Annotated in this window: 19 protein-coding genes; 3 read left to right on the plus strand and 16 right to left on the minus strand. The window is 60.8% G+C overall.

Features of this window, described 5'->3' with window-relative positions:
* Window positions 1-72 precede the first annotated feature (72 nt).
* The 4 genes from betA to HNR38_RS10405 all read right to left on the minus strand — a co-directional run bounded on the left by betA (window position 73) and on the right by HNR38_RS10405 (window position 4,269).
* Entirely contained in the window at window positions 73-1,758 is a 1,686-nt protein-coding gene (gene betA / locus HNR38_RS10390; RefSeq protein WP_183703505.1) for a choline dehydrogenase, read from the minus strand.
* A 28-nt stretch (window positions 1,759-1,786) separates the two neighbouring features.
* Window positions 1,787-3,262 (minus strand): betaine-aldehyde dehydrogenase, encoded by a 1,476-nt coding sequence (gene betB, locus HNR38_RS10395; protein WP_183703509.1) that lies wholly within the window; start codon window positions 3,260-3,262, stop codon window positions 1,787-1,789.
* A gap of 61 nt (window positions 3,263-3,323) precedes the next feature.
* Window positions 3,324-3,917, minus strand: a complete 594-nt coding sequence (gene betI / locus HNR38_RS10400) for a transcriptional regulator BetI (RefSeq protein WP_183703512.1) — start codon at window positions 3,915-3,917, stop codon at window positions 3,324-3,326.
* Between the two features lie 142 nt (window positions 3,918-4,059).
* The gene (locus tag HNR38_RS10405; RefSeq protein ID WP_183703515.1) at window positions 4,060-4,269 is read right to left on the minus strand and encodes an acetyltransferase; all 210 of its coding nucleotides are present in this window, start codon (window positions 4,267-4,269) and stop codon (window positions 4,060-4,062) included.
* A gap of 140 nt (window positions 4,270-4,409) precedes the next feature.
* On the opposite strand from HNR38_RS10405, the gene HNR38_RS10410 reads away from it, so the two are divergent.
* Together HNR38_RS10410 and HNR38_RS10415 are read left to right on the plus strand one after the other, a co-directional pair.
* Window positions 4,410-5,090, plus strand: a complete 681-nt coding sequence (locus HNR38_RS10410) for a DUF4396 domain-containing protein (protein ID WP_183703518.1) — start codon at window positions 4,410-4,412, stop codon at window positions 5,088-5,090.
* Window positions 5,091-5,219: 129 nt separating this feature from the next.
* Window positions 5,220-6,497 carry an NAD(P)/FAD-dependent oxidoreductase gene (locus HNR38_RS10415; RefSeq protein WP_183703521.1) on the plus strand — a complete coding sequence of 426 codons (1,278 nt, stop codon included), beginning with the start codon at window positions 5,220-5,222 and terminating at the stop codon, window positions 6,495-6,497.
* Window positions 6,498-6,510: 13 nt separating this feature from the next.
* Here HNR38_RS10415 and fhuF read toward each other — a convergent pair whose 3' ends face one another.
* From fhuF to HNR38_RS10460, 9 genes are all read right to left on the minus strand, one after another.
* Window positions 6,511-7,278, minus strand: coding sequence for a siderophore-iron reductase FhuF (gene fhuF / locus HNR38_RS10420; RefSeq protein WP_183703524.1), 768 nt, complete (start codon window positions 7,276-7,278; stop codon window positions 6,511-6,513).
* A 75-nt stretch (window positions 7,279-7,353) separates the two neighbouring features.
* The gene (locus HNR38_RS10425; RefSeq protein WP_221275766.1) at window positions 7,354-9,546 is read right to left on the minus strand and encodes a TonB-dependent siderophore receptor; all 2,193 of its coding nucleotides are present in this window, start codon (window positions 9,544-9,546) and stop codon (window positions 7,354-7,356) included.
* 77 nt (window positions 9,547-9,623) lie between these two features.
* Complete coding sequence (locus tag HNR38_RS10430; protein ID WP_183703527.1) at window positions 9,624-10,568, minus strand: iron-siderophore ABC transporter substrate-binding protein; 945 nt, start codon at window positions 10,566-10,568, stop codon at window positions 9,624-9,626.
* Between the two features lie 11 nt (window positions 10,569-10,579).
* Entirely contained in the window at window positions 10,580-12,613 is a 2,034-nt protein-coding gene (locus HNR38_RS10435) for an iron ABC transporter permease (protein WP_343068285.1), read from the minus strand.
* Window positions 12,614-12,722: 109 nt separating this feature from the next.
* Window positions 12,723-13,601 carry an AEC family transporter gene (locus HNR38_RS10440; protein ID WP_183703529.1) on the minus strand — a complete coding sequence of 293 codons (879 nt, stop codon included), beginning with the start codon at window positions 13,599-13,601 and terminating at the stop codon, window positions 12,723-12,725.
* A 113-nt stretch (window positions 13,602-13,714) separates the two neighbouring features.
* Complete coding sequence (locus HNR38_RS10445) at window positions 13,715-14,323, minus strand: hypothetical protein (RefSeq protein WP_183703530.1); 609 nt, start codon at window positions 14,321-14,323, stop codon at window positions 13,715-13,717.
* 2 nt (window positions 14,324-14,325) lie between these two features.
* Window positions 14,326-14,652, minus strand: a complete 327-nt coding sequence (locus HNR38_RS10450; protein WP_183703533.1) for a hypothetical protein — start codon at window positions 14,650-14,652, stop codon at window positions 14,326-14,328.
* A gap of 69 nt (window positions 14,653-14,721) precedes the next feature.
* On the minus strand, window positions 14,722-15,414 hold the full coding sequence (locus HNR38_RS10455; protein WP_183703536.1) for a DUF4336 domain-containing protein: 693 nt from the start codon (window positions 15,412-15,414) through the stop codon (window positions 14,722-14,724).
* Between the two features lie 12 nt (window positions 15,415-15,426).
* The gene (locus tag HNR38_RS10460; RefSeq protein WP_343068286.1) at window positions 15,427-16,356 is read right to left on the minus strand and encodes an AraC family transcriptional regulator; all 930 of its coding nucleotides are present in this window, start codon (window positions 16,354-16,356) and stop codon (window positions 15,427-15,429) included.
* Between the two features lie 186 nt (window positions 16,357-16,542).
* Between HNR38_RS10460 and HNR38_RS10465 the strand changes: the two genes are divergently transcribed.
* On the plus strand, window positions 16,543-17,625 hold the full coding sequence (locus HNR38_RS10465; protein ID WP_183703539.1) for an aldo/keto reductase: 1,083 nt from the start codon (window positions 16,543-16,545) through the stop codon (window positions 17,623-17,625).
* Between the two features lie 41 nt (window positions 17,626-17,666).
* Here HNR38_RS10465 and HNR38_RS10470 read toward each other — a convergent pair whose 3' ends face one another.
* The 3 genes from HNR38_RS10470 to HNR38_RS10480 all read right to left on the minus strand — a co-directional run bounded on the left by HNR38_RS10470 (window position 17,667) and on the right by HNR38_RS10480 (window position 19,671).
* Window positions 17,667-18,155: a hypothetical protein gene (locus HNR38_RS10470; protein ID WP_183703542.1), complete on the minus strand. Its 489-nt coding sequence runs from the start codon at window positions 18,153-18,155 to the stop codon at window positions 17,667-17,669.
* A 53-nt stretch (window positions 18,156-18,208) separates the two neighbouring features.
* Window positions 18,209-19,156 carry a glutathione S-transferase family protein gene (locus HNR38_RS10475; protein ID WP_183703545.1) on the minus strand — a complete coding sequence of 316 codons (948 nt, stop codon included), beginning with the start codon at window positions 19,154-19,156 and terminating at the stop codon, window positions 18,209-18,211.
* 62 nt (window positions 19,157-19,218) lie between these two features.
* Window positions 19,219-19,671: a DoxX family protein gene (locus HNR38_RS10480; protein WP_183703548.1), complete on the minus strand. Its 453-nt coding sequence runs from the start codon at window positions 19,669-19,671 to the stop codon at window positions 19,219-19,221.
* Between the last annotated feature and the right edge of the window lie 82 nt (window positions 19,672-19,753).

The raw sequence follows: 19,753 nt of genomic DNA on the forward strand, positions 1-19,753 counted from the left end.
GTCGCGCTGATAGGGAAATCCTGAGGGCTTGCTACCCGGGCACGGACGTGCCCGGGGCGGGGATTGCGGTCGCTAGGGGTGCGCCCGTTTTGCTTGGCCCGGGCGTTGATGCACCTGCCATTCGGCGTCCATGTCGACGGGTGCTGCCGAGGGCTTGAGGGGCTCCTTGCCCCGGATGAGATCGGCGACCCGCTCGGCCACCATGATGGTGGGCGCGTTCAGGTTGCCGTTGGGGATGGTCGGGAAGATGGAAGAATCCACGACCCGCAGATTGTCGATGCCGCGTACCCGGGTGTCCGGGTCCACCACCGCGAGCTCGTCGGTGCCCATCTTGCAGGTACAGGACGGGTGATAGGCGCTTTCCACCGCCTGGCGGACGAAGGCATCGATGTCTTCATCGCTGGTAATCTGTTCACCGGGCTGGATTTCGGCACCGCGAAACTCATCCATGGCCGGCTGGTTGATGATTTCACGGGTCAGGCGCACACAGTCCCGGAAGCCTTCGCGATCATCCTCGTGCTGCAGATAGTTGAAGCGGATACGCGGTGACTGCTTCGGATCGGCCGACTGCACGTGCACAAAACCGCGGCTTTTCGGCTTGTTGTGACCGATGTGGAGCTGGAAACCATCGCCGGAAAACGCTTCCTTGCCGTCATAACGCATGGCGGCGGGCAGGAAATGGTACTGCAGGTCCGGCCACTCCACGCCAGCCTTGGAGCGGATGAAGGCGCAGGACTCGAAATGGTTGGTGGCGCCCAGGCCGTCCTTGCGCAGTATCCAGCGCACGCCGATCTTGAGCTTGTTCCACCAGTCCAGCTTGCGGTTGAGGGAGACCGGCTGGTTACAGCGGAACTGGAAATAGAATTCCAGGTGATCCTGCAGGTTCTCGCCCACGCCGGGCAGTTCATGCGCAACGTCGATTCCGGCCTGCTCCAGGACCTCGGGGTTGCCGATACCGGACAGTTGCAGCAGATGGGGCGACCCGATGGAGCCGGCAGACAGGATTACTTCTGAAGCGGCTTTGGCTTCGTGCACCTTGCCGCCCTGCTCGTAGCGCACTCCGGTGGCGGTCTTGCCCTCCAGCAATACCCGGTGCACCTGGGCATGGGTCACCACGGTCAGGTTGTCCCGTGCCATGGCCGGGCGCAGGTAGGCATTGGCAGTGGACCAGCGACGGCCGTTCTTCACCGTCATGTGCATGGGCCCGAAGCCTTCCTGGCGGGCACCGTTGTAGTCTTCGGTTTCGAAATACCCGGCATCGGCCCCGGCCCGGATAAAGGCGCTATACAGCGGGTTCTGCATGTTGTTGCCGTTATTCACACCCAGCGGGCCGGAATCCCCGCGGTAGTCGTCGCCACCGAAGGCCCAGGTTTCCGCCTTTTTGAAATACGGCAGGACATGGGCGTAATCCCAGCCAGTGGCGCCCCCGGATTCCCATTCGTCAAAATCCCGGGCGTGGCCACGCACATACACCATGCCGTTAATGGACGACGAGCCGCCCAGTACCTTGCCCCGTGGGCAGTGCATGACCCGGTTGTCCAAGTAGGGCTCCGGCTCGGTATGGAACTGCCAGGCGTACTTTTTGGTGTTCATGGGAATGGACAGGGCCGTCGGCATCTGGATGAAGATGCTCTTGTCACTGCCGCCGGTCTCCAGCAGAAGTACCCGGTTATTGCTGTCCTCGGTGAGCCGGTTGGCCAGCACACAACCGGCCGATCCCGCGCCCACAATGATGTAGTCGTATTGTGCTTCTTTCATACACTTGCTCCTCTGTGGCCCACGGGAATCAGAAAGGTGCATCTATGTCTTTCATACCGACATAGACGGACTTGATCTGGGTGTAGTGATCCAGGGTGACGCGGCCGTTTTCCCGGCCGACGCCGGACAGTTTGTAACCGCCCACCGGCATTTCCGCCGGCGACTCGCCATAACTGTTGAGCCAGCAGATGCCCGCCTGGATCTGGTGAATCACCCGGTGCGCACGGCGGATGTCGTTGGTGAACACGCCGGCAGCCAGACCGGTATCGGTGCCGTTGGCCCGGGCAATCACCTCGTCCTCGTCGGCAAAGGTGAGGACGGACATCACCGGGCCGAAAATCTCCTCGCGCACAATGGTCATGTCGTCGGTGCAGTCGGTGAAAATGGTTGGCTCCACGAAGTAGCCACCTTTTGCATCTTCCGGCTCGATGGCCCGACCGCCGTGGCTGAGGGTGGCCCCTTCAGCCAGCCCCTTGGCGATGTAGTCCAGCACCAGATCCTGGTGTTTTTTGGAGATCAGCGCGCCGAAGTTGGTGTCCGGGTTCATGGGGTCGCCCGGCAGGATGTTCTTGCGGGTGCGCTCCAGCAGGCGCTCCATGAACGCCGGGTAGAGATCCTCATGCACGAACACCCGGGTACCGTTGGTGCAGATCTCACCCTGGGTGTAGAAATTACCAACCATGGCGGCGGAAATGGCGTTCTCCAGATCCGCGTCGTCGAAAATGATCAGTGGCGACTTGCCCCCCAGTTCCATGGTCACGTCTTTGAGGGTGGAGGCGGAGGCTTCCATCACCTTGCGGCCGGTGCCCACTTCGCCGGTGAACGACACCTTGGCGATATCGGGGCTATGGGTCAGCCACTGACCCACCCCGGCAGCGCCCTGCACCACATTGAACACACCCGCCGGCACGCCGGCTTCGGTGAAGATTTCCGCCAGCTTCACGGCGCCCATCGGTGTCTCTTCGGACGGCTTGAAAATCATGGCGTTGCCGGTGGCAAGCGCCGGCGCCGACTTCCAGCAGGCAATCTGGATGGGGTAGTTCCAGGCGCCGATACCGGCACAGATGCCCAGCGGCTCGCGGCGGGTGTAGTAGAAATCGCCCCCCAGGTCCTGCTGGTTGCCTTCAATGGAAGGCGCTATGCCGGCAAAAAATTCAATGGCATCCGCACCGGTGGTGACATCCACGGCCTGGGCTTCCTGCCAGGGTTTGCCGGTGTCCTTCACTTCCACTTCGGCCAGTTCGTCATTGCGCTCACGCAGCAGGGCCACAGCGCGCAGCAGGATCCGGCTGCGTTCGACCATCGGCATGGCAGACCACTGGGCAAAACCGGCGCGGGCGCTTTCAATGGCGGCCTGCTGGATGGCCTCGTCGGCCACCTCCACTTCATAGATGGTCTGGCCGGTGGCCGGATTCACCACCGGGAAGGTTTCTCCCGTCGTGTTGGCCAGGAAACGACCGTGAACAAAGTTACGGACAACAGGAAGAGATGCTGATTCGGACATGATCCGTGACTTACCTCAATTCGTGTATTCAGGCCTTGCCGGCCGGTTCATTCGTCATGGCTCAGGCTCTTGCCTGGGCCAGCGTCTCGTGGACAAATTTCTTGCACAGGCGCTCACCCGCCTGGAAATGCTCCGATGGGTCCAGGCTGAGAGCACTGCGCAGCCAGAAACCGTCAATCATCGCCGCCGTCTGCCGGGCCGCTTCCGTGGCATCACGGGGTGACAGCACCTGGGCAAAGGAATAGCGCAGGTTGCTGTACAGCCTTGCGTTGTTGATCTGCTGCAGGCGCTGCAGGCCGGGTTCATGCATGGCTCGGGACCAGAAGCTGAGCCAGGTTTTGGCGGCCAGGGCCGAACGCTGAAATTCCGAGAAGTTGGATTCAATGATGCAATCCAGTCGCTGGTCCACAGAGCCGTCGGTCTGCTTCATCCGCTCGCGCAGTTCCTTGCCCAACTGATCCAGCAGGTGACGCAGGGCGGCCTCGATCAGGCCCTGCTTGCCACCGAAGTAATGGCTGATGATGCCCGACGACAGCCCGGCCCGTTTGCTGATGCTGACGATCGTGGTGTTCTGCATTCCCAGCTCGGCAATGGACGCCATGGTGGCGTCAATCAGTTGCTGGCGACGGGTATCTTTCATTCCGACTTTTGGCATGACGCGGCTTCTCTGCTCCGGCATTTTTATTAATTGAACGTTCAATTAATAAAAAGAGTACAGAAAATATGACCGGGTTTCAAACCACCCGGAGCACCGGGTGGTGTTATTGGCATGGAGAGGGGAAGTCGGAAGGAGCAGGTTAGCGACGCCGGTAGTCCGGATCGGTCCAGCAGGCCGGCAGGGATTCACCGGAAGGGAACACCAGTCCGCTCTTGTCGAACAGCTCGGTGTCCTGGACTTCCTCGCCGTAATGCAGACGCCCTTCGATGTGATGTGCGTGCGGATCAAACAGCGTGGCCGTGTCCAGCACTTCAATCAGGTGGCCGTTACTCCTGTCGGCAACAAACATGGCTGCACTCCTTTCTGACGGACTTTCCTCTACCGTAACAGACAAACGGCCAAACTGCCGGTCGGTTGAAAAACAGGCTGATCGCGCAAACCTCTACTGACAGGCCGACTTTATTCTTCAACGACAGGACCAACGTCACCATGAGCATTGACCAGATTCAATCCGTCCTCGACACCTGGACAGGTTTGAGTATCTGGCTGGCACTGGTTGTAGCCAGTGTTGTCTGGGTCATTTATGACCTGAAAACCAGTAACAGCCACATCCCGTCCATCATGCAGTGGGTCTGGATACTGACTGTGCTCTACTCCGGGCCGATCGGGGTTGCCGTCTACCGGTATTCCGGACGCAAACAGATCGCAACGGATAACCTGTCGAGGAAGGGCTTCCGCTCGGTGGCCCACTGCTATTCGGGCTGTGGTATGGGCGAAGTGCTCGGCGTCATCATCGCGGTTGGGTTACTGGCAACCGGCAATCTCTGGGCCTCCATTATTACCTTTGTTCTGGCCTATGTTTTCGGCTTCGCCCTGAACGTCGGCCCCATGATGCAGAATGGTATGGCATTCAAAGACGCGGTGAAGGGCGCTTTCGTGGCGGAAACCATCAGCATTTCGGTGATGGAGGCCGTAGCGATCACTGTCGGGCTCTATCTTGGCGGCCAGGCCACCATGGCAGATGCCCTTTTCTGGACCTCTCTGTATGTCTCTCTGACCCTGGGGCTTTTTGCCGCATGGCCCGCCAACCTGCTGCTGATCCATTTCGGACTGAAAGGCGGCATGGGCGACCCTCGCGACGAGCACAGTCAGCACGCCCATTGCCATTGAGGGGCCCTGGAGCCCCTCCTCTCTACCCGACTGGCCACCAGCTCCGGGGTCTTCAACCATCCAGTAGCGCTCCCTGGATTATTGTTCTAACCTTATTCAAGAAGGTCATAACAAGAACAGGAGCAGAAGATGGCCACCATCGTGATTGTGGGTGCCGGCCTGGGCGGTATGCCCATGGCGTTCGAGATGCGCGAACAGGCCCGAAAAACCGATCGCATCGTGATGATTTCCGACAAGGACTACTTCCACTTCGTGCCCTCCAATCCCTGGGTAGCGGTGGACTGGCGGCAGCCGGACGACATCAAGATTCCCCTGGCCGACGTTCTGGCCAAACGTAACGTGGAGCTGATCGTCAATGCCGTCACCCGGGTGGACCCGGAAGGCCACAGGTTGATTCTGGCGGACGACAGCACGGTTGAGTATGACCACCTGATCCTGGCCACCGGGCCGCGGCTGGCATTCGATGAAGTCGAGGGCCTGGGGCCGGAGGGCGGCTTTACCCAGTCCATCTGCCACGTGGACCACGCTGACAAGGCACGCAATCAGTGGCAGGCGTTTGTGGAAAAACCCGGGCCCGTCGTGGTCGGTGCCGTGCAGGGCGCCTCCTGTTTTGGCCCGGCCTACGAGTATGCCTTTGTGGTGGACCGGGACCTGCGTCAGCGAAAAATCCGCGACCGGGTCCCGATGACCTTTGTGACACCGGAACCCTATATTGGCCACCTGGGCCTGGGCGGCGTGGGTGACAGCAAGAGCATGCTCGAATCCGAGCTGCGCCAGCACCACATCAACTGGATCTGCAACGCCCGGGTCGAGAAGATCGAGGACGGCCTGATGCATGTGGTGGAAGTGAATGACGACGGCAGTGAGAAAGCCCGGCACGAACTGCCCTTTGACTATTCCATGATGCTGCCGGCCTTCACCGGTATCGAGGCGGTAAGAGGCATTGAGGGACTGGTGAATCCGCGCGGGTTCATCATTATCGACGAGCACCAGCGCAACCCCACCTACCCGGACATCTGGGGCATCGGCGTGGCGGTGGCCATCGCGCCTCCGGGCAAGACACCGCTACCGGTGGGTGTGCCCAAAACCGGGTTCATGATCGAAAGCATGGTGACGGCGACGGCCCGTAACATCCGGGCGGTACTGGATGAACAGTCGCCGGAAAGCGAGGCGACCTGGAACGCGGTCTGCCTGGCCGATATGGGCGATACCGGTATTGCCTTCGTGGCCATTCCGCAGATTCCACCCCGCAACGTGAACTGGATGAAAAAGGGCAAGTGGGTGCACTACGGCAAGATCGCCTTCGAGAAGTATTTCATGCACAAGGTGCGGGCCGGCACCAGCGACCCGATCTATGAACGTTATGTGATGAAAACGCTGGGCATCGACAAGCTCAAGAGTCAGTAACCGGAACGACCGGTCAGCCGGTGACCGGCTCCGGCAGGCGGGCGCCTTTCGGTGGACGGTCAATCAGCGGGCAGTTGGCGCACAAAGGCATGTCCGGCAGGCGATAGCGGATACAGCAGTACCGCCGCTGCCGCAGTGTTTCCCGGTCCTCGCCCCGCTCGACATAACGCACCGGATTGGCCAGCGGGTTGGTCCGGCCGTCGCCACGGATTTCCGTGCGCACCAGAGCCTGGCCATCGGCCAGCATGGACTCCGGCAGGCCCAGGCCCCCCAGCGCTCCGATCAGCCACTCCAGATAATTGGCGGCGTTGTTCCAGAGTACCTTGCGGGAGATCTTCACTTCCCGGTTCCAGCCGTCAATCATCGGCTCCAGGTTCTGGTCCAGCAGTTCGTGGAAACGCTCAAAGGGATCCGTCGGCGCCTCACTGAAAGCGCTCCCTTCGTCAGGCAATCGGAAGGACTCCGGCACACCACCTTCTCCCAGGATGACCTCGATCCGGTCCAGGTTGACCGGCAGTTCCCGCCCAAGCACGAGGTTGGCGGCCACCACCGGCACCATCAGCCGCACAAAATAGTAGCGTGACCAAAGCGACATCAGCGCCCGGCGATCATCACCGGGCTGGAACTGGCGATACGTCTCCAGCAGGTTTTCCACGCCCTCCGGGGTCGTCAGTTCGCGACCGGGCACACCCGGACGATCGTCCTGACCCGGCAGGACAAGCACATCCCGGTAATGCTCAAAATCCCCGACAAACAGCGGGGCAAGGGCGGGTATACTCATAAACACATCGGCACTGTTGAATGACTCCAACCAGTGTACACCCTCTCCGGGGGTTAACCGGAGAGGGTGTCAGGGTCAGAAGCTGTATTTCAGGGTTGCTGTCACGTTCCGCGGCTCACCGTAGGAGTACTGGTTGTAGAAGCCGACCTGACTGTAGTACTTCTCATCCAGCAGGTTGTCCACATTGACCTGGGCCGACAGTTCCGGTGTGAACTGATAGCGGGCCATCAGGCTCACCAGGCTGTAGGCGCCCTGCTCCAGGCGTTCGTCTTCAGAGCTGACCGGATTGCTCACCTCTTTGTAACCCTCGCTGAACCAGGTCACGCCACCGCCGATGGTCAGCGGGCGCAGCGTGTTCTGGAACTGGTAGCGGGTAAACAGCTTCAGTGACCGGCGGGGGAACTCGGTGTTCGCCTCATCGCCATCCTGATCACGGGCAGAGAACACAGACAGCCCGGCACTGACCTCCCAGCCCGGCGCCACCTGGCCGGCTACGTCAATCTCGTAGCCATCGCTTTCCACACCTTCCTGGCCGCGATAGTAGGCCACGGTTCCACCATTGCCGTCAGGCTGGGTGCCGGCCTGGGTTGCCACATTGTCCTGCTCGATACGGAACAGGGCCAGGGAGGCGTTCAGGCGACCTTCATAGAACTCGCCTTTCAGACCCATTTCGTAGGTCTGACCACTGATCGGATCCAGCGCCTCGCCGTCGATATCGAAACTGTCCTGGGGGTTGAAGATGTCCGTATAGCTGGCGTACGCGGAGACTTCTTCGTTCAGGTCCAGAATCAGGCCACCGTAGGGCGTAAACACGTCATTGTGTTCGTAGCCAAACGGGCCCTGCCAGGTCTGGCCGTCAATTTCATAACTGGCCAGGCGACCACCAAGTACGGCTGTCAGGTTATCCGCCAGGGACAGCCGGGTAACCGCGTAGAAGCTGTCTTCGGTGGTGTCGCGGGCGTCGGCAATGCTGGTGGCACCCCAGACCGGCTCGGGATAGCTGCCGTCCCAGGTATTGAAGTTGCCCGGCGGAGTGTTGGTGCTGGCATGGCCAATGGATTCGAAATCCATGTCACTGTGAATATAGCCAAAGGCCAATTCATGCTCTCGGCCCGCCAGTTGGAAGGGACCGGAGGTGGACAAAGTGATGGTGTCCTGAACCCGCTCGGTCAGGTAATAGGAGGTAGAACGCCCCATTCCCAGACCGGTCACCCGGTCCGGCTGACCGCTGAGATACAGCAGTTTCATGTCACCGTCGGTTTCGGACCGATCATACCGGGCTTCCACGCTCCAGCCATTGGCGAAGCGATGGTTCAGGGTGGCGAAATAACCGGTATCCTCGGAGGCCCAGTAGGTCCAGTCGGCGGCGGTGGTCTTGTCACGATCCCAGTCGGTGCGGCTGCCATCGGTGTACCAGGGCGGCAACCCACCCCAGGTGGAGCCGGAAGGATCGTTATCCTGGTAGCTGACACCCAGACTCAGGGTGGTGGCGTCTGTGAGGTCTGCATCCACCACGCCATAAAACACGGACTGCTCATCCTCCAGCAGGTCCTGGTAGGAATCTGCCTGCTTGTAGTTGGCGACGATACGGCCACGTACCGAGCCGCTGCTGTTAAGCGGCGTGGTAACGTCGGCGGTGGTGCTGTAGGTACTCCAGCGACCGCCGGATACTGAGATATCACCGGTCAGCTCGCGACTGTCGGCATGCTTGCGGACCAGGTTGATGGCCGCCGCAGGGTTGCCGAAACCCGTGGTCAGGCCGGTGGCACCGCGCACCACTTCGACATGGTCATACATGACCATGCTGCGCTGGGTTTCGCCAGCCGACCAGCCCGGACGCCAGCTGGTAGGCACACCATCAACCATCAGGTTGCCGATCTCGAACCCCCGGGCGTTGAAGCGGGCCCGGGAGGTATCGTACTGGCGGCTGTGCAGCCCCGTGACGGTTTTCACCACATCTGTCACGTCCTCCAGATTGCGGTCCTCAATCTGCTGACGGGACACGACACTGACCGACTGGGGTGTTTCCCGGATGGACATCGACAACGGCGTCGCCGTGCGCATCACTTCGGTGGTATAGGAGTCGGAATTCTCGGTGCTGCGGCGCTCGCCGTCCGCTGTCACCTCAATGGCCTCCAGGGTGGTGGGGCTGGAAACTTCTCCATCAGAGCCATCCGTCGATTCCTGGGCAAAGCCTGGCATGCTGGCCAGGGACAAGGCGATGGCCACTGAGAGCGCTGTCCGTCGTGCAGTCAAGGGTTGTGTCACACTACTGATCCTCTTTTGGGGGGCCACTTTACAGAACAAGCATCATTATCAATTGTTAATGAGAATGTATCACATTCTTAATTCTCTGATAAAGTACCGCTTCCCCACTGTTCACGAATCAACGCGGTCATCTGCTGCATGAGAATCCTGGCCGAGAGCGGCCCCCCAAAGGACCAGTAGCGACTGGGCAGGAAACCGGCGTCGTGATTCCGGGCAACCGGCAGGGCCCGCCAGAGCGGTGACTCAAACATGGCGTTCCCCCGGAAGTCACCGATAAACATCAGATGCAGGTCCGGAATCCGGGCCAGTTCGTGGACCTCAATGCGCTGATGTATGGTCGCCCCGTCCCGCAGGGGCCAGGGATTGCTTCCCCCCAGTCGGTTGGCCAGGCTGACCACCAAGGTCTGCTCATTGGAGACGATAAACAGCCCCTGATCCGGTAGCGGATACAGGACCGCCAGCGGCTTTCCTTCAACCCCAGCAAGACGGGCTACCCGCCGCCCCTCGGCAATGCTCCGGTCCAGGTTGCTGAGCACCTGCTCGGCCTTGGCTTCGCGCCCGGTCAGGCGAGCCAGATGGCGCAGCATATCGGCGCCCTGCTCTATCGCGTCCCGCTTAGACGGTGTCATGGCCACCCGGTAAAGAAGGGTCGGCGCCAGTGAATCGAGCCGCTCAAACAGCCCGGAGTGAAGACTGGAGGTACCAATCACCAGATCCGGCTCCAGCCGGACCAGCCGCTCCAGGTTTGGCTGCTGGCTGGTGCCCAGCGACACACTGCCCTCCAGCCGTTCCCCCAAAGGCCGGCCCTGGCTCTGGTAGGATTCCAGACCACCAACACCGACCGGCACAATGCCCAGCGACAACAACATTTCCGTCGTGATGTCTTCGAGGCTGACAATCCGCAGCGGCTGACCCTGCAACCTTTCTGACTGACGAAACACCACGCTTTCGGACGCCCACCCCTGCCCCGGCAGGCAGAGGGAGGCCAGCAGCAATGTCAAAAAGCAGGCACGCAGATTCATGATGGCTCCCTTCATGACCGGCCCAGATAGGTTCGGCTGAGCAGGTACAGAAACACCGGCCCGCCAATGGTCGCTGTCATGATGCCCAAGGGCAGGTCCAGCGGTGCCAGCAGACGCTGACCACCTACATCGGCCAGCATCAACAGCACCGCCCCCATCAGGGGTGTCACAATCAGCCGGTCCCGGTAGTGATAGAACCCCAGCAGCCTGACGGCATGAGGCACCAGCAAGCCAACAAAGGCGACGGGGCCCAATACACTGACGGCGGCAGCGATCAGCAGGCTGGCCAGCACCAGCAGCATCAGGCGTTTGCCCGCCGCGCCGACACCAAGGCTGTCGGCAACACCGTCCCCCAGCGCCAACAGGTCCATCCAGCGTCTGGCCAGTACCGCCAGGCTCAGCCCCAGCACCAGCCACGGCAGAAGGGCCATGGCATCCGACCAGGTAGCGCCATAACTGCTACCGGACATCCAGGTGAGTGCCAGGGTGACATTCAGGCTGTAAAAACCGATCAACAGACTGATGGCCCCGGATGCCATACCGGTCAGGGCGAAGCCGGTCAGGATCAGCCGCAACGGCTCCAGGTTGTGACGGACATTGAGCAGAACCACCAACGCCAGTGCCAGCGCCGCACCCATCCAGGCAAAAGGCAGGCGCCAGGCCACACCCAGCTCCGGCATCAGCAACAGACTGGCCAGCACTGCCAGGGCCGACACCTGACTGACCCCGAGCACTCCCGGGCTGGCCAGGGGGTTGCGGGTCACCGCCTGCAGTATCAGCCCGGCCGTGGCAAACAGCGCGCCGCCTGCGGCATCCACCAGCAACCGGGGCAAACGCAGCTCTGCCAGTTGCCAGGCCAGGGGCTGGCCCTGCCACACCCCGGTCAGCAGGGACAAGCCATCAACGCCCGTCAGGCCAAAACCCAGTACAAGGACCAGGGACACCAGCAGGATCATGACCATGACCGACAAAGGCACGCGCAGGGAAGGCACGCCCGTCATGGCATGGGCGCCCAGCCCACCCCCACCGGTAGCGGCACTGGCAAACCGGAGGAGCAGGATCACCGCCAGGCCCCCGAGCACCGCCGACAAGGTGGCCAGGGGTAACTCGATCACGTCGGCCAACGCCGCAACCACCACATCCGCTGCCAGCGTCAGGACCGCTCCCCAGAGCGTTGCAAGCGGCAGCAACCGGGAAGGCCAGCGCACACCGAAGCCATAACGCACCAGGTTCGGCGCCACCAGACCGATAAAGCCAAGGGGGCCCGCCACATTAATCGCCAGGGCGGTAATCACCGTGCCAACCATGATCACCAGCGCCTTGAACAGGCGCGGCGACAGACCGAGGCTCTGGCGCTGGGGGTCGTCCAGCAGGGCCATGTTCAGAAGCCGGCGCAGCAGGAACAACAGCACCAGGAGGGGTGGCATGAGCCAGAGGGCCGGCTGCAGCCGGCCCCAGCCAAACTGGCTCAGTGACCCGGTATCCCAGATCGACAGCACCATGGCCACGTATTGGTTCAGACTGAGGAAAAGTGTGATTAGCGCATACAGCAACTGGGCCATGGCCAGGCCCGCCAGCACCAGACGCAACGGCGTGGTACGGCTGCCGCCGGCCAGGGCAAAGGTCAGGGTAGCCGCCAGAATGCCGCCAACCAGAATCAACGGCAGACCGAAGGCGGCCGGTAGCATCAGGCCAAGAATGACCCCGAACTGGGCCCCGGCGGTAATGCCAAGCAGATCCGGAGACACCAGGGGGTTGCGGGTGACCAGTTGCATCAGGGTTCCGGCAACCGCCAGACCGGCCCCGACCAGAATACCGGCCACAACCCGGGGCATCTGGGACCACCAGAGCAACAGGCCTTCCATGTCGGGGTTTGTCTGCAGGGGCGCCAGCCAACTGTCCAGGTCAGGCCAGGCAAAACGGAGGGTACCCTGCCAGGTGGACAGGGCCAGCAAAAGGAGCAGACCTATACCGGTGGCCAGCCGGGTGCGTTGGCCATCGGTGCCGGACGACACCGCAAACGGGGCGGGCAATGCTCGGTTCACGTCAAATCCTGCTGCTGGAGGGGATCTCAGGCCGGGAAGGACGCACCTTAATCAACAATTGCCGAATTGTAAATGATAATGCGTTGCATTATTTTCAGTGTAAATGGCCTCACCCCAGATGCAGGGCAAACACCAGACTCAGTGAGATCAGCAACGACATCGGGATGGTCAGGGCAATGTCCTGGGCCGGTCCCTGATAACGCACCGCCAGCACGTAACTCATCACCGCCACCGGCATGGCGCACTGGACCAGGAAAACCTGCCCCATCAGCCCCTCCAGGGGCCAGAACAGCAACAACAACCAGGCCACCGCCATGCCGCCCAGGGGCCGGTAGGCACTGAATGCCAGGGGCCGGAGCAGGTCTTTGCCACCCGAGAGTTTGAGATTGGCAATGGAACTGCCCAGCTGCATCAGCATGATCGGCACCGTGATTGAGCCGAGCATATCCAGCGTGGACATCACCGGCCCGGGCAGACTGACCTCCGTTGCCAGCAGCACCGCGCCCACCAGCAGAGCCAGGACCGGGCCATTACGCAGTATGGCCCCGAACGAAAACCGGCTGGACAGACAGCCGACGCCAAGCGTGAAATGGCTGACCTGAATTACCGAGGACACCACCACCGCCAGACCCAGCGACTGGGGCCCGAACAATGCAAAACAGACCGGCACGCCGGTATTCCCGGTGTTCGGGTGCACCAGCGCCGGCAGATAGGAGCGCACCGGCAGGCCCACCACTTTCAGCACCAGCGCGGTCACCGCGGCCATCAGCACCAGCCAGAGCACGGTAATAGCAACCAGTTCCCCCATCTGGAACAGATCCATGTCCATGCTCAGTACCGAGTGAAGCAACAATGCCGGAATGCCCACCGTCGTGACCAGCCCGGACAGGGCGCGCCCATCAAAAAAATCGGTCTTACGGCCAAGCACGGCGCCCAGGACAATCAGGGACACCAAAGGGACGAGCGCTTGAGACAACTGCTGGATCATGAAGGGACACTGCCGTTTAGATGACTGGGCCGACGTAGCCAGGGTTTAATACTGGCATAAGTCTACACCCGATAAGACCATTTCGGTATGAGCAGCGCGTTAAGACCTCGGGGTCAGTCCAGGGGGAATACCTTTCCCCCGGAAGCCGGATAAACCCAGCGCCGGATCACAATGACCGTAATCAGAACCAGGCAACCAGCGCCGGTAGCGGCAGGGAACAGCACGGTCGTCACCGAGAAATGCTCCAGGGCCGCAATCGCCAGCAGGTTCCGGGTTGCGAACAGCAGGTAGAAACGTAGCTGTTCCTCAAACGGCGCATGGAATGACTTGCGAATGGTGGGGCCAAACCCGAGAACATCAATGGTGGTCAACACCAGTACCGCCCAGAGCGGATCCGATGTCAGATACCATAACGGCAGCGACGACATGGCCAGGGAAAAGAACCACCAGTCGGTGCGGGTAATGGAATGATCTTTCGTCGTGCGGTAGGCCAACAGCGCAACAAATACCGCGATACCACCGGACACCCCGATTGGCCAGGCTCCCACGCCGGCATTTCCCTGAAGTTGCGCCAGGAAGACCACAAACGTTGTTGACCCCCAGATCACCCAGGAAAACACATGTGGCCGGGTTTTGCCCTGCAGGATCGACCCTATGTACGGGCCGAAAGCAACAAAGGTCAGTATGATCGCCGAAACACTGAGAATCTCCCGCCAGGGCATGGTCACCCTCCCCCGTCATCCACCAGCCCCAGGCGTACTGCGCTCCAGATCGCCAATGGCCAGAATACGGAGTTGATGAAGTCTCCCAGGCTATCCTGCCAGTCCCAGTAGCCGAACACCCGGAAGTCGTCCCGCATATCCAGCAACTCACCCAGGATGGCCACCGCCATCACGATCAGTACTGGCAGGAAAGAGCGCAGGGACTTCCGGAAAATCACCGCCGCCACCAGAAACACGGCGAGCCCCACACAGATATGCAGGGCATCCCGGGACAGGCCCGTGGTGGTTACCAGATACAGTTTGGTCGCCTGAAACAGTGACGTCTCCATGAAACCTCTGCGCGTGGGTGGGATGACAAAGCACCGATTCTAGCAAAGACTGCCGGAAGGCTCCGCAGTTTAGCCGCCAGCCAGCCATTGAAAGGATCGGGTCAGAAACCGGGTGGCATCCTGACGCACGATACAGCCATGGGCCATCACCAGTCTCTGTGGCTGCCAGTCCATGATGACAGCAAAACTACGCCGGGCCTGTGATTTGTGAAAAACAAAACTCAGCCGCCAGTCCAGCGGCATCTTCCCGTGCGGCGCCATAATCCCGGTTGCCCTCGCCACGATGCGCTGCCAGGGCTTAAAGCTTTGTTCCGGAAAGTTCTCAACCAGGTCTGCCACAATGAGCGTCCGGGAAGGTTTGTGGAAAAACACACACTCTTCCATGACCGGTGAGCCCGCGAACAGAACCTGGTCTATTGTACCCGCCCAGGGCCAGGGGCCGTCGCCATCCAGAGAGCCCCGGAAGTTCAGGTCGTCACGTTTTCGGATAACGCCGGGCGTTCCGTAACACAAGGCCTCCGGGTATCGTGACTGCCACTCTGACAGAAACAGGTGATGTAACCGATTGGGTGCAATCAGGTAGCGCACCGGGCCCAGCGTCGCTAACTGCTCACCAATCCTGTCGGTCAGCTTGATGGGGCTGTGCACCCAAAGCCCGCCGTCCGGCAAGCGGATCACGATCATTCGGGTGGTATAGGGAAGCCCCATGAAGGGCACGGCATCACCGTCGAAAATCCAGAGCTGATCCGCCTCCTGCAACATGCGCCCTGTCCCTCAGCCAACTTCAATCGCCACCGTCGAGCGCATCACCGCCCGGTCTTTGCCGGGAGGAGCGCCGAACAGTTTGCGGTAATCACGGCTGAACTGGGACGGGCTTTCATAGCCCACCTGGTAGCCGACACTGGCCACATCCTGATTGGCCAATAGCATGCGCCGGGCCTCCTGCAGACGCACCTGTTTCTGGAACTGCACCGGTGACAACTGCGTAATTGCCTTGAAGTGCCGGTGAAACGAGGCCGGACTCATGCTGGCCATGGCCGCCAGGTCCGCCACCGGCACCGGTTGCGGATAGTGGGCCCGCATCCAGGCCGTCACCTGGCCGATCCGGGCGGTCTCACTGTCTTTGTTGCCGGTCTGCTGAAGTGCCGGCCCCAGACTGGAACGCAACAGACGCCAGCAGATTTCACGCCTCACCATGGGCTCCAGCACCGGCCGGTCCATAGGGTGATCCAGCAACTCCAGCAGGCGGGTGAGAGGATCGTACAGTTCTTCCGGCACCCCGGCGGTGGCCAGCGCCACCTGACCCGGGCCCCGATACTTCATCTCCGGGTGTTCCACCAGCAACTCGGAAATCATCACCGGATCAATGGACAGGCTCATGGCCAGGTAGGGTTGGTTCGCGCTGGCTTCGATAATACGTGAACTGACCGGAACATTGACCGAAGCAAACAGGCACTCGCCCTGGCGATAGTGAAAGGCACTGTCGCCAACGGCACTGGTTTTGGCACCCTGCAGCACCACGCAGAACGACGTTTCATACAACGCCCGGATGGTACCGCTGGGTTGATCAGCGCGAGTCAGCCGCAGGCCCTCGATCACGCCTTCCGGCCCGTGGGCCGACCATTGCCGCATCGCCAGATTCCGCAGGCGAACGATGGCCGGAGGGTCACAGGGCATCACATCCACACTGGAACGGGTAGTCACAGCAATCTCCTGAGCAGGGTTTCAGAACCAACAAGGATGCGCCTATTCGGGCATCAGCGACAGCGTTTGAGAGGATCGGGCAAGAACCTGACAGCTTCTGCCAGCCCGAATAGCCTCTAAACACCCTAGCATGAAGCTGTGCATCCTGCCCTGGCAGGTTCAACCATCAACACGAGGTGATCGGTTATGACAACGCCCAATATTCCCCTGTCTCCGGACGACTCACTGCGCATGCGAACGCTTGGCCATTCCGGCCTGTTCGTCTCGGAACTGTGCCTCGGCACCATGACCTTCGGTGGTGGCGATGACATGTGGGGCCTGATTGGCCAACTCCAGCAGGACCAGGCCGACGAACTGGTAAGGACCGCCCTCGAGGCCGGTATCAATTTCATTGACACTGCTAACGTGTATGGCGGCGGCAACAGCGAACGGATTGTTGGCCAGGCACTGAAAAACCTCGGCGTGCCAAGGCAGGACGTGGTCCTGGCCACCAAGGTCCTGGGGCCCATGGGCAGCGGGCCCAACGCCCGGGGCGCCTCACGCGCCCATATCATGCACCAGTGCAAAGCCAGCCTGGAGCGACTGCAGACGGATTACATCGATCTGTACCAGATTCACGGCTTTGACCCGGCCACACCCATGGAGGAAACCCTGGAGGCCCTGAACACCCTGGTCCAGCAGGGCTATGTTCACTATATCGGTCTGTCCAACTGGGCAGCCTGGCAGATCATGAAGGCCGTGGGTATCGCCCGTGCCCGTCAGCTCTGTCCGATTCAGTCCCTTCAGGCTTACTACACCCTCGTCGGGCGGGACCTGGAGCGGGAAGTGGTCCCCATGCTGGAATCCGAGGATATCGGCCTGATGGTCTGGAGCCCGCTGGCCGGCGGTTACCTGTCCGGCAAATACGAGGGGCCGGATGTGTCGGAAGAGAACCGGCGGGCCAAATTCGACTTCCCTCCGGTCAACCGGGAGCGTGGCGGCCGGGTTATCGCGGTCATGCGGGAGATCGCAGCCGGCAAAACCATTGACGGCCAGCCCGCCAGTGTCGCCCAGATCGCACTGGCATGGCTGCTGCACCAGCGTGTGGTGACCAGTGTGATCGTCGGGGCCAAGCGGGTGGATCAGTTGCAGGACAACATTCGTGCGGCACAGATCCGCTTTTCCGACGACGAACTCAACGTACTGGACGAGGTCAGCCGTCTGCCAGCCGAGTATCCCGGCTGGATGATGGAGCGCCAGGGTGAGTACCGGGCGAAGATGAAAGGCTGATCCGGCATCGGGCCCTGTCCGTCAGGACGGGGCCCTGCCTGTCATTCCGCCCGAACGTCGGAGTTCACCACCCGGATCTCGCCAAAATCCTGTTCGGCGACCCGGTCCCCGGGCTGGCCGTAGCCATAGTCAACGGTCGCATCATCGCTGGCGCGGTATACGGCGGCCTCCAGCGTGTAACTGCCGTTTTCCAGGCGCCGGGGTTCGCCCTCAGGGCCGGTATAGGCGTTGACTACGTAATTGGCCTCTCCCGAACCGTTACCAACCGGCTGACTGGCAATAAAACCCTTGCGGCCGGTATCGCGGTTTTCCAGATAAATCACCAGTTGGTGGCTGCCGGAAGACGAGCCCTCCACCGACCAGGACAGTTTCTGCTTCGATCCGAAAGACCAGGTGGTGCCCGGACTCTGGAGCCCGATCCTTACCGACGTATCCTTTTCGCCGTTCATATCCACCATCATCAGGCCGAACGCTGCGACCAGGATCAGCAGGAAAACGGCGGTGGCGATCTGTACCCGAGCTGCCTTCATAAAGCCCCCTGACATTCATTCCATGACGCTATTGGTTTCGTTGTTATTTGTCCTCAAAGCCGCTGCGGCCCCATCGGCACAATACCACCCGGATTGAGCGCCTTGATGGAGTAATAGCCCGCCTTGATATGATCAAGGTGGACCGTTTTTCCGATTCCCTCAAGTGCCAGCATCCGATGCATGTACCCATTGAGGGCAGGCACCTCCCGCAAGGTGTTGCGATTGCACTTGAACAGCCCATGGTAGGCCGCATCAAAACGTACCAGCGTCACGAACAGGCGGATGTCCGTTTCCGTCAACCGACTGCCAAACAGGAAGTCCCGCCCGTCGGCCAGTCGTGTCTCCAGCTCATCCAGCGCCCTGAACACCTTGTGATAGGCCTCTTCATAGGCCTGCTGGGTGGAAGCAAAACCGGCCTGATACACCCCATTATTCAGTTCCGTGTACAGGTGAGCATTGAGCCGGTCAATGTCCTCCGCCAGATCCGCCGGATACAGGTCCGGCCCCTGACTCACAAGGTGATCGAAGGCCGAGTTCAGCATGCGCAGAATATCTGCGGATTCGTTGTTCACGATGGTACCGGTATGCTTGTCCCAGAGCACCGGCACCGTTGCCCGGCCGGAAATCTGCGGATCGGCATGGGTATACAGCTCGTGCATATAACGGGCACCATTCAGGGTATCCTCCTGTGCGCCGGGAAAGCCGCCGAACCGCCAGCCCTGATCAGTCATTACCGGGTTGACCACCGTGACACCAATTACATCCTGCAGGCCCTTGAGTTCACGTGCCATCAGGGTCCGGGAGGCCCAGGGGCAGATATAGGCAACGTACAGATGATAGCGCCCGGATTCGGCCCGAAAGCCCCCTCTACCGGTGGGGCCAGGCTGCCCGTCCGGAGTAATCCAGTGGCGAAAAGACGACGTCTGCCGGATAAAGCGCCCGTCCTCGTCTTTGGCCTGCACCGGCTGCCAGTTTTCCTGCCAGACTCCGTTAACCAGCATGGTTCAATCCTCCTGTATCGGGACCGCCTCCGCCCGTAAAGAGCAGAAGCGGTCGGGTTGAATCAGTGTCCGCCGACACGTTTGAGCAGCAGATTGTCCACCGCAAACCGTCCACCGCCCTGAATCGCCAGGGCCAGGCTCACCACGAAGAGTGTCAGTGCGTATTCGTAACCGTTATTGGCCATGAACAACCCGTTGCCGATGTGGACCGCAAAGATGGCCACCAGCATTGCAAATCCCGTCACAATCGCTGCCGGACGCGTCAGCAGCCCCAGCACCAGGGCCAGGCCCCCAAAGAATTCGGCGCTACCAGCCAGCAGAGCCATCAGGTAGCCGGGCTCCAGGCCGATGCTGGCCAGCCATTGACCGGTGCCTTCCAGACCGTAACCGCCAAACCAGGCAAACAGTTTCTGGGCACCGTGCGCTGCCAGAATCAGGCCGACCGGAACCCGGAGTACCAGGGAACCAAAGCCGGCATTGGAAGCCAGGAGTTTCTGAGCCATTGCACTGTTCATTACCGTCACCTCGAATCGTTCACTGTTGATGTGTCTGAAGCATCGCTCCAGAAGATGAGGTCACTTTACTATCGCCAAAACA

Origin of the sequence: Marinobacter oulmenensis (assembly GCF_014201735.1) — a bacterium.
Taxonomy (GTDB): domain Bacteria; phylum Pseudomonadota; class Gammaproteobacteria; order Pseudomonadales; family Oleiphilaceae; genus Marinobacter; species Marinobacter oulmenensis.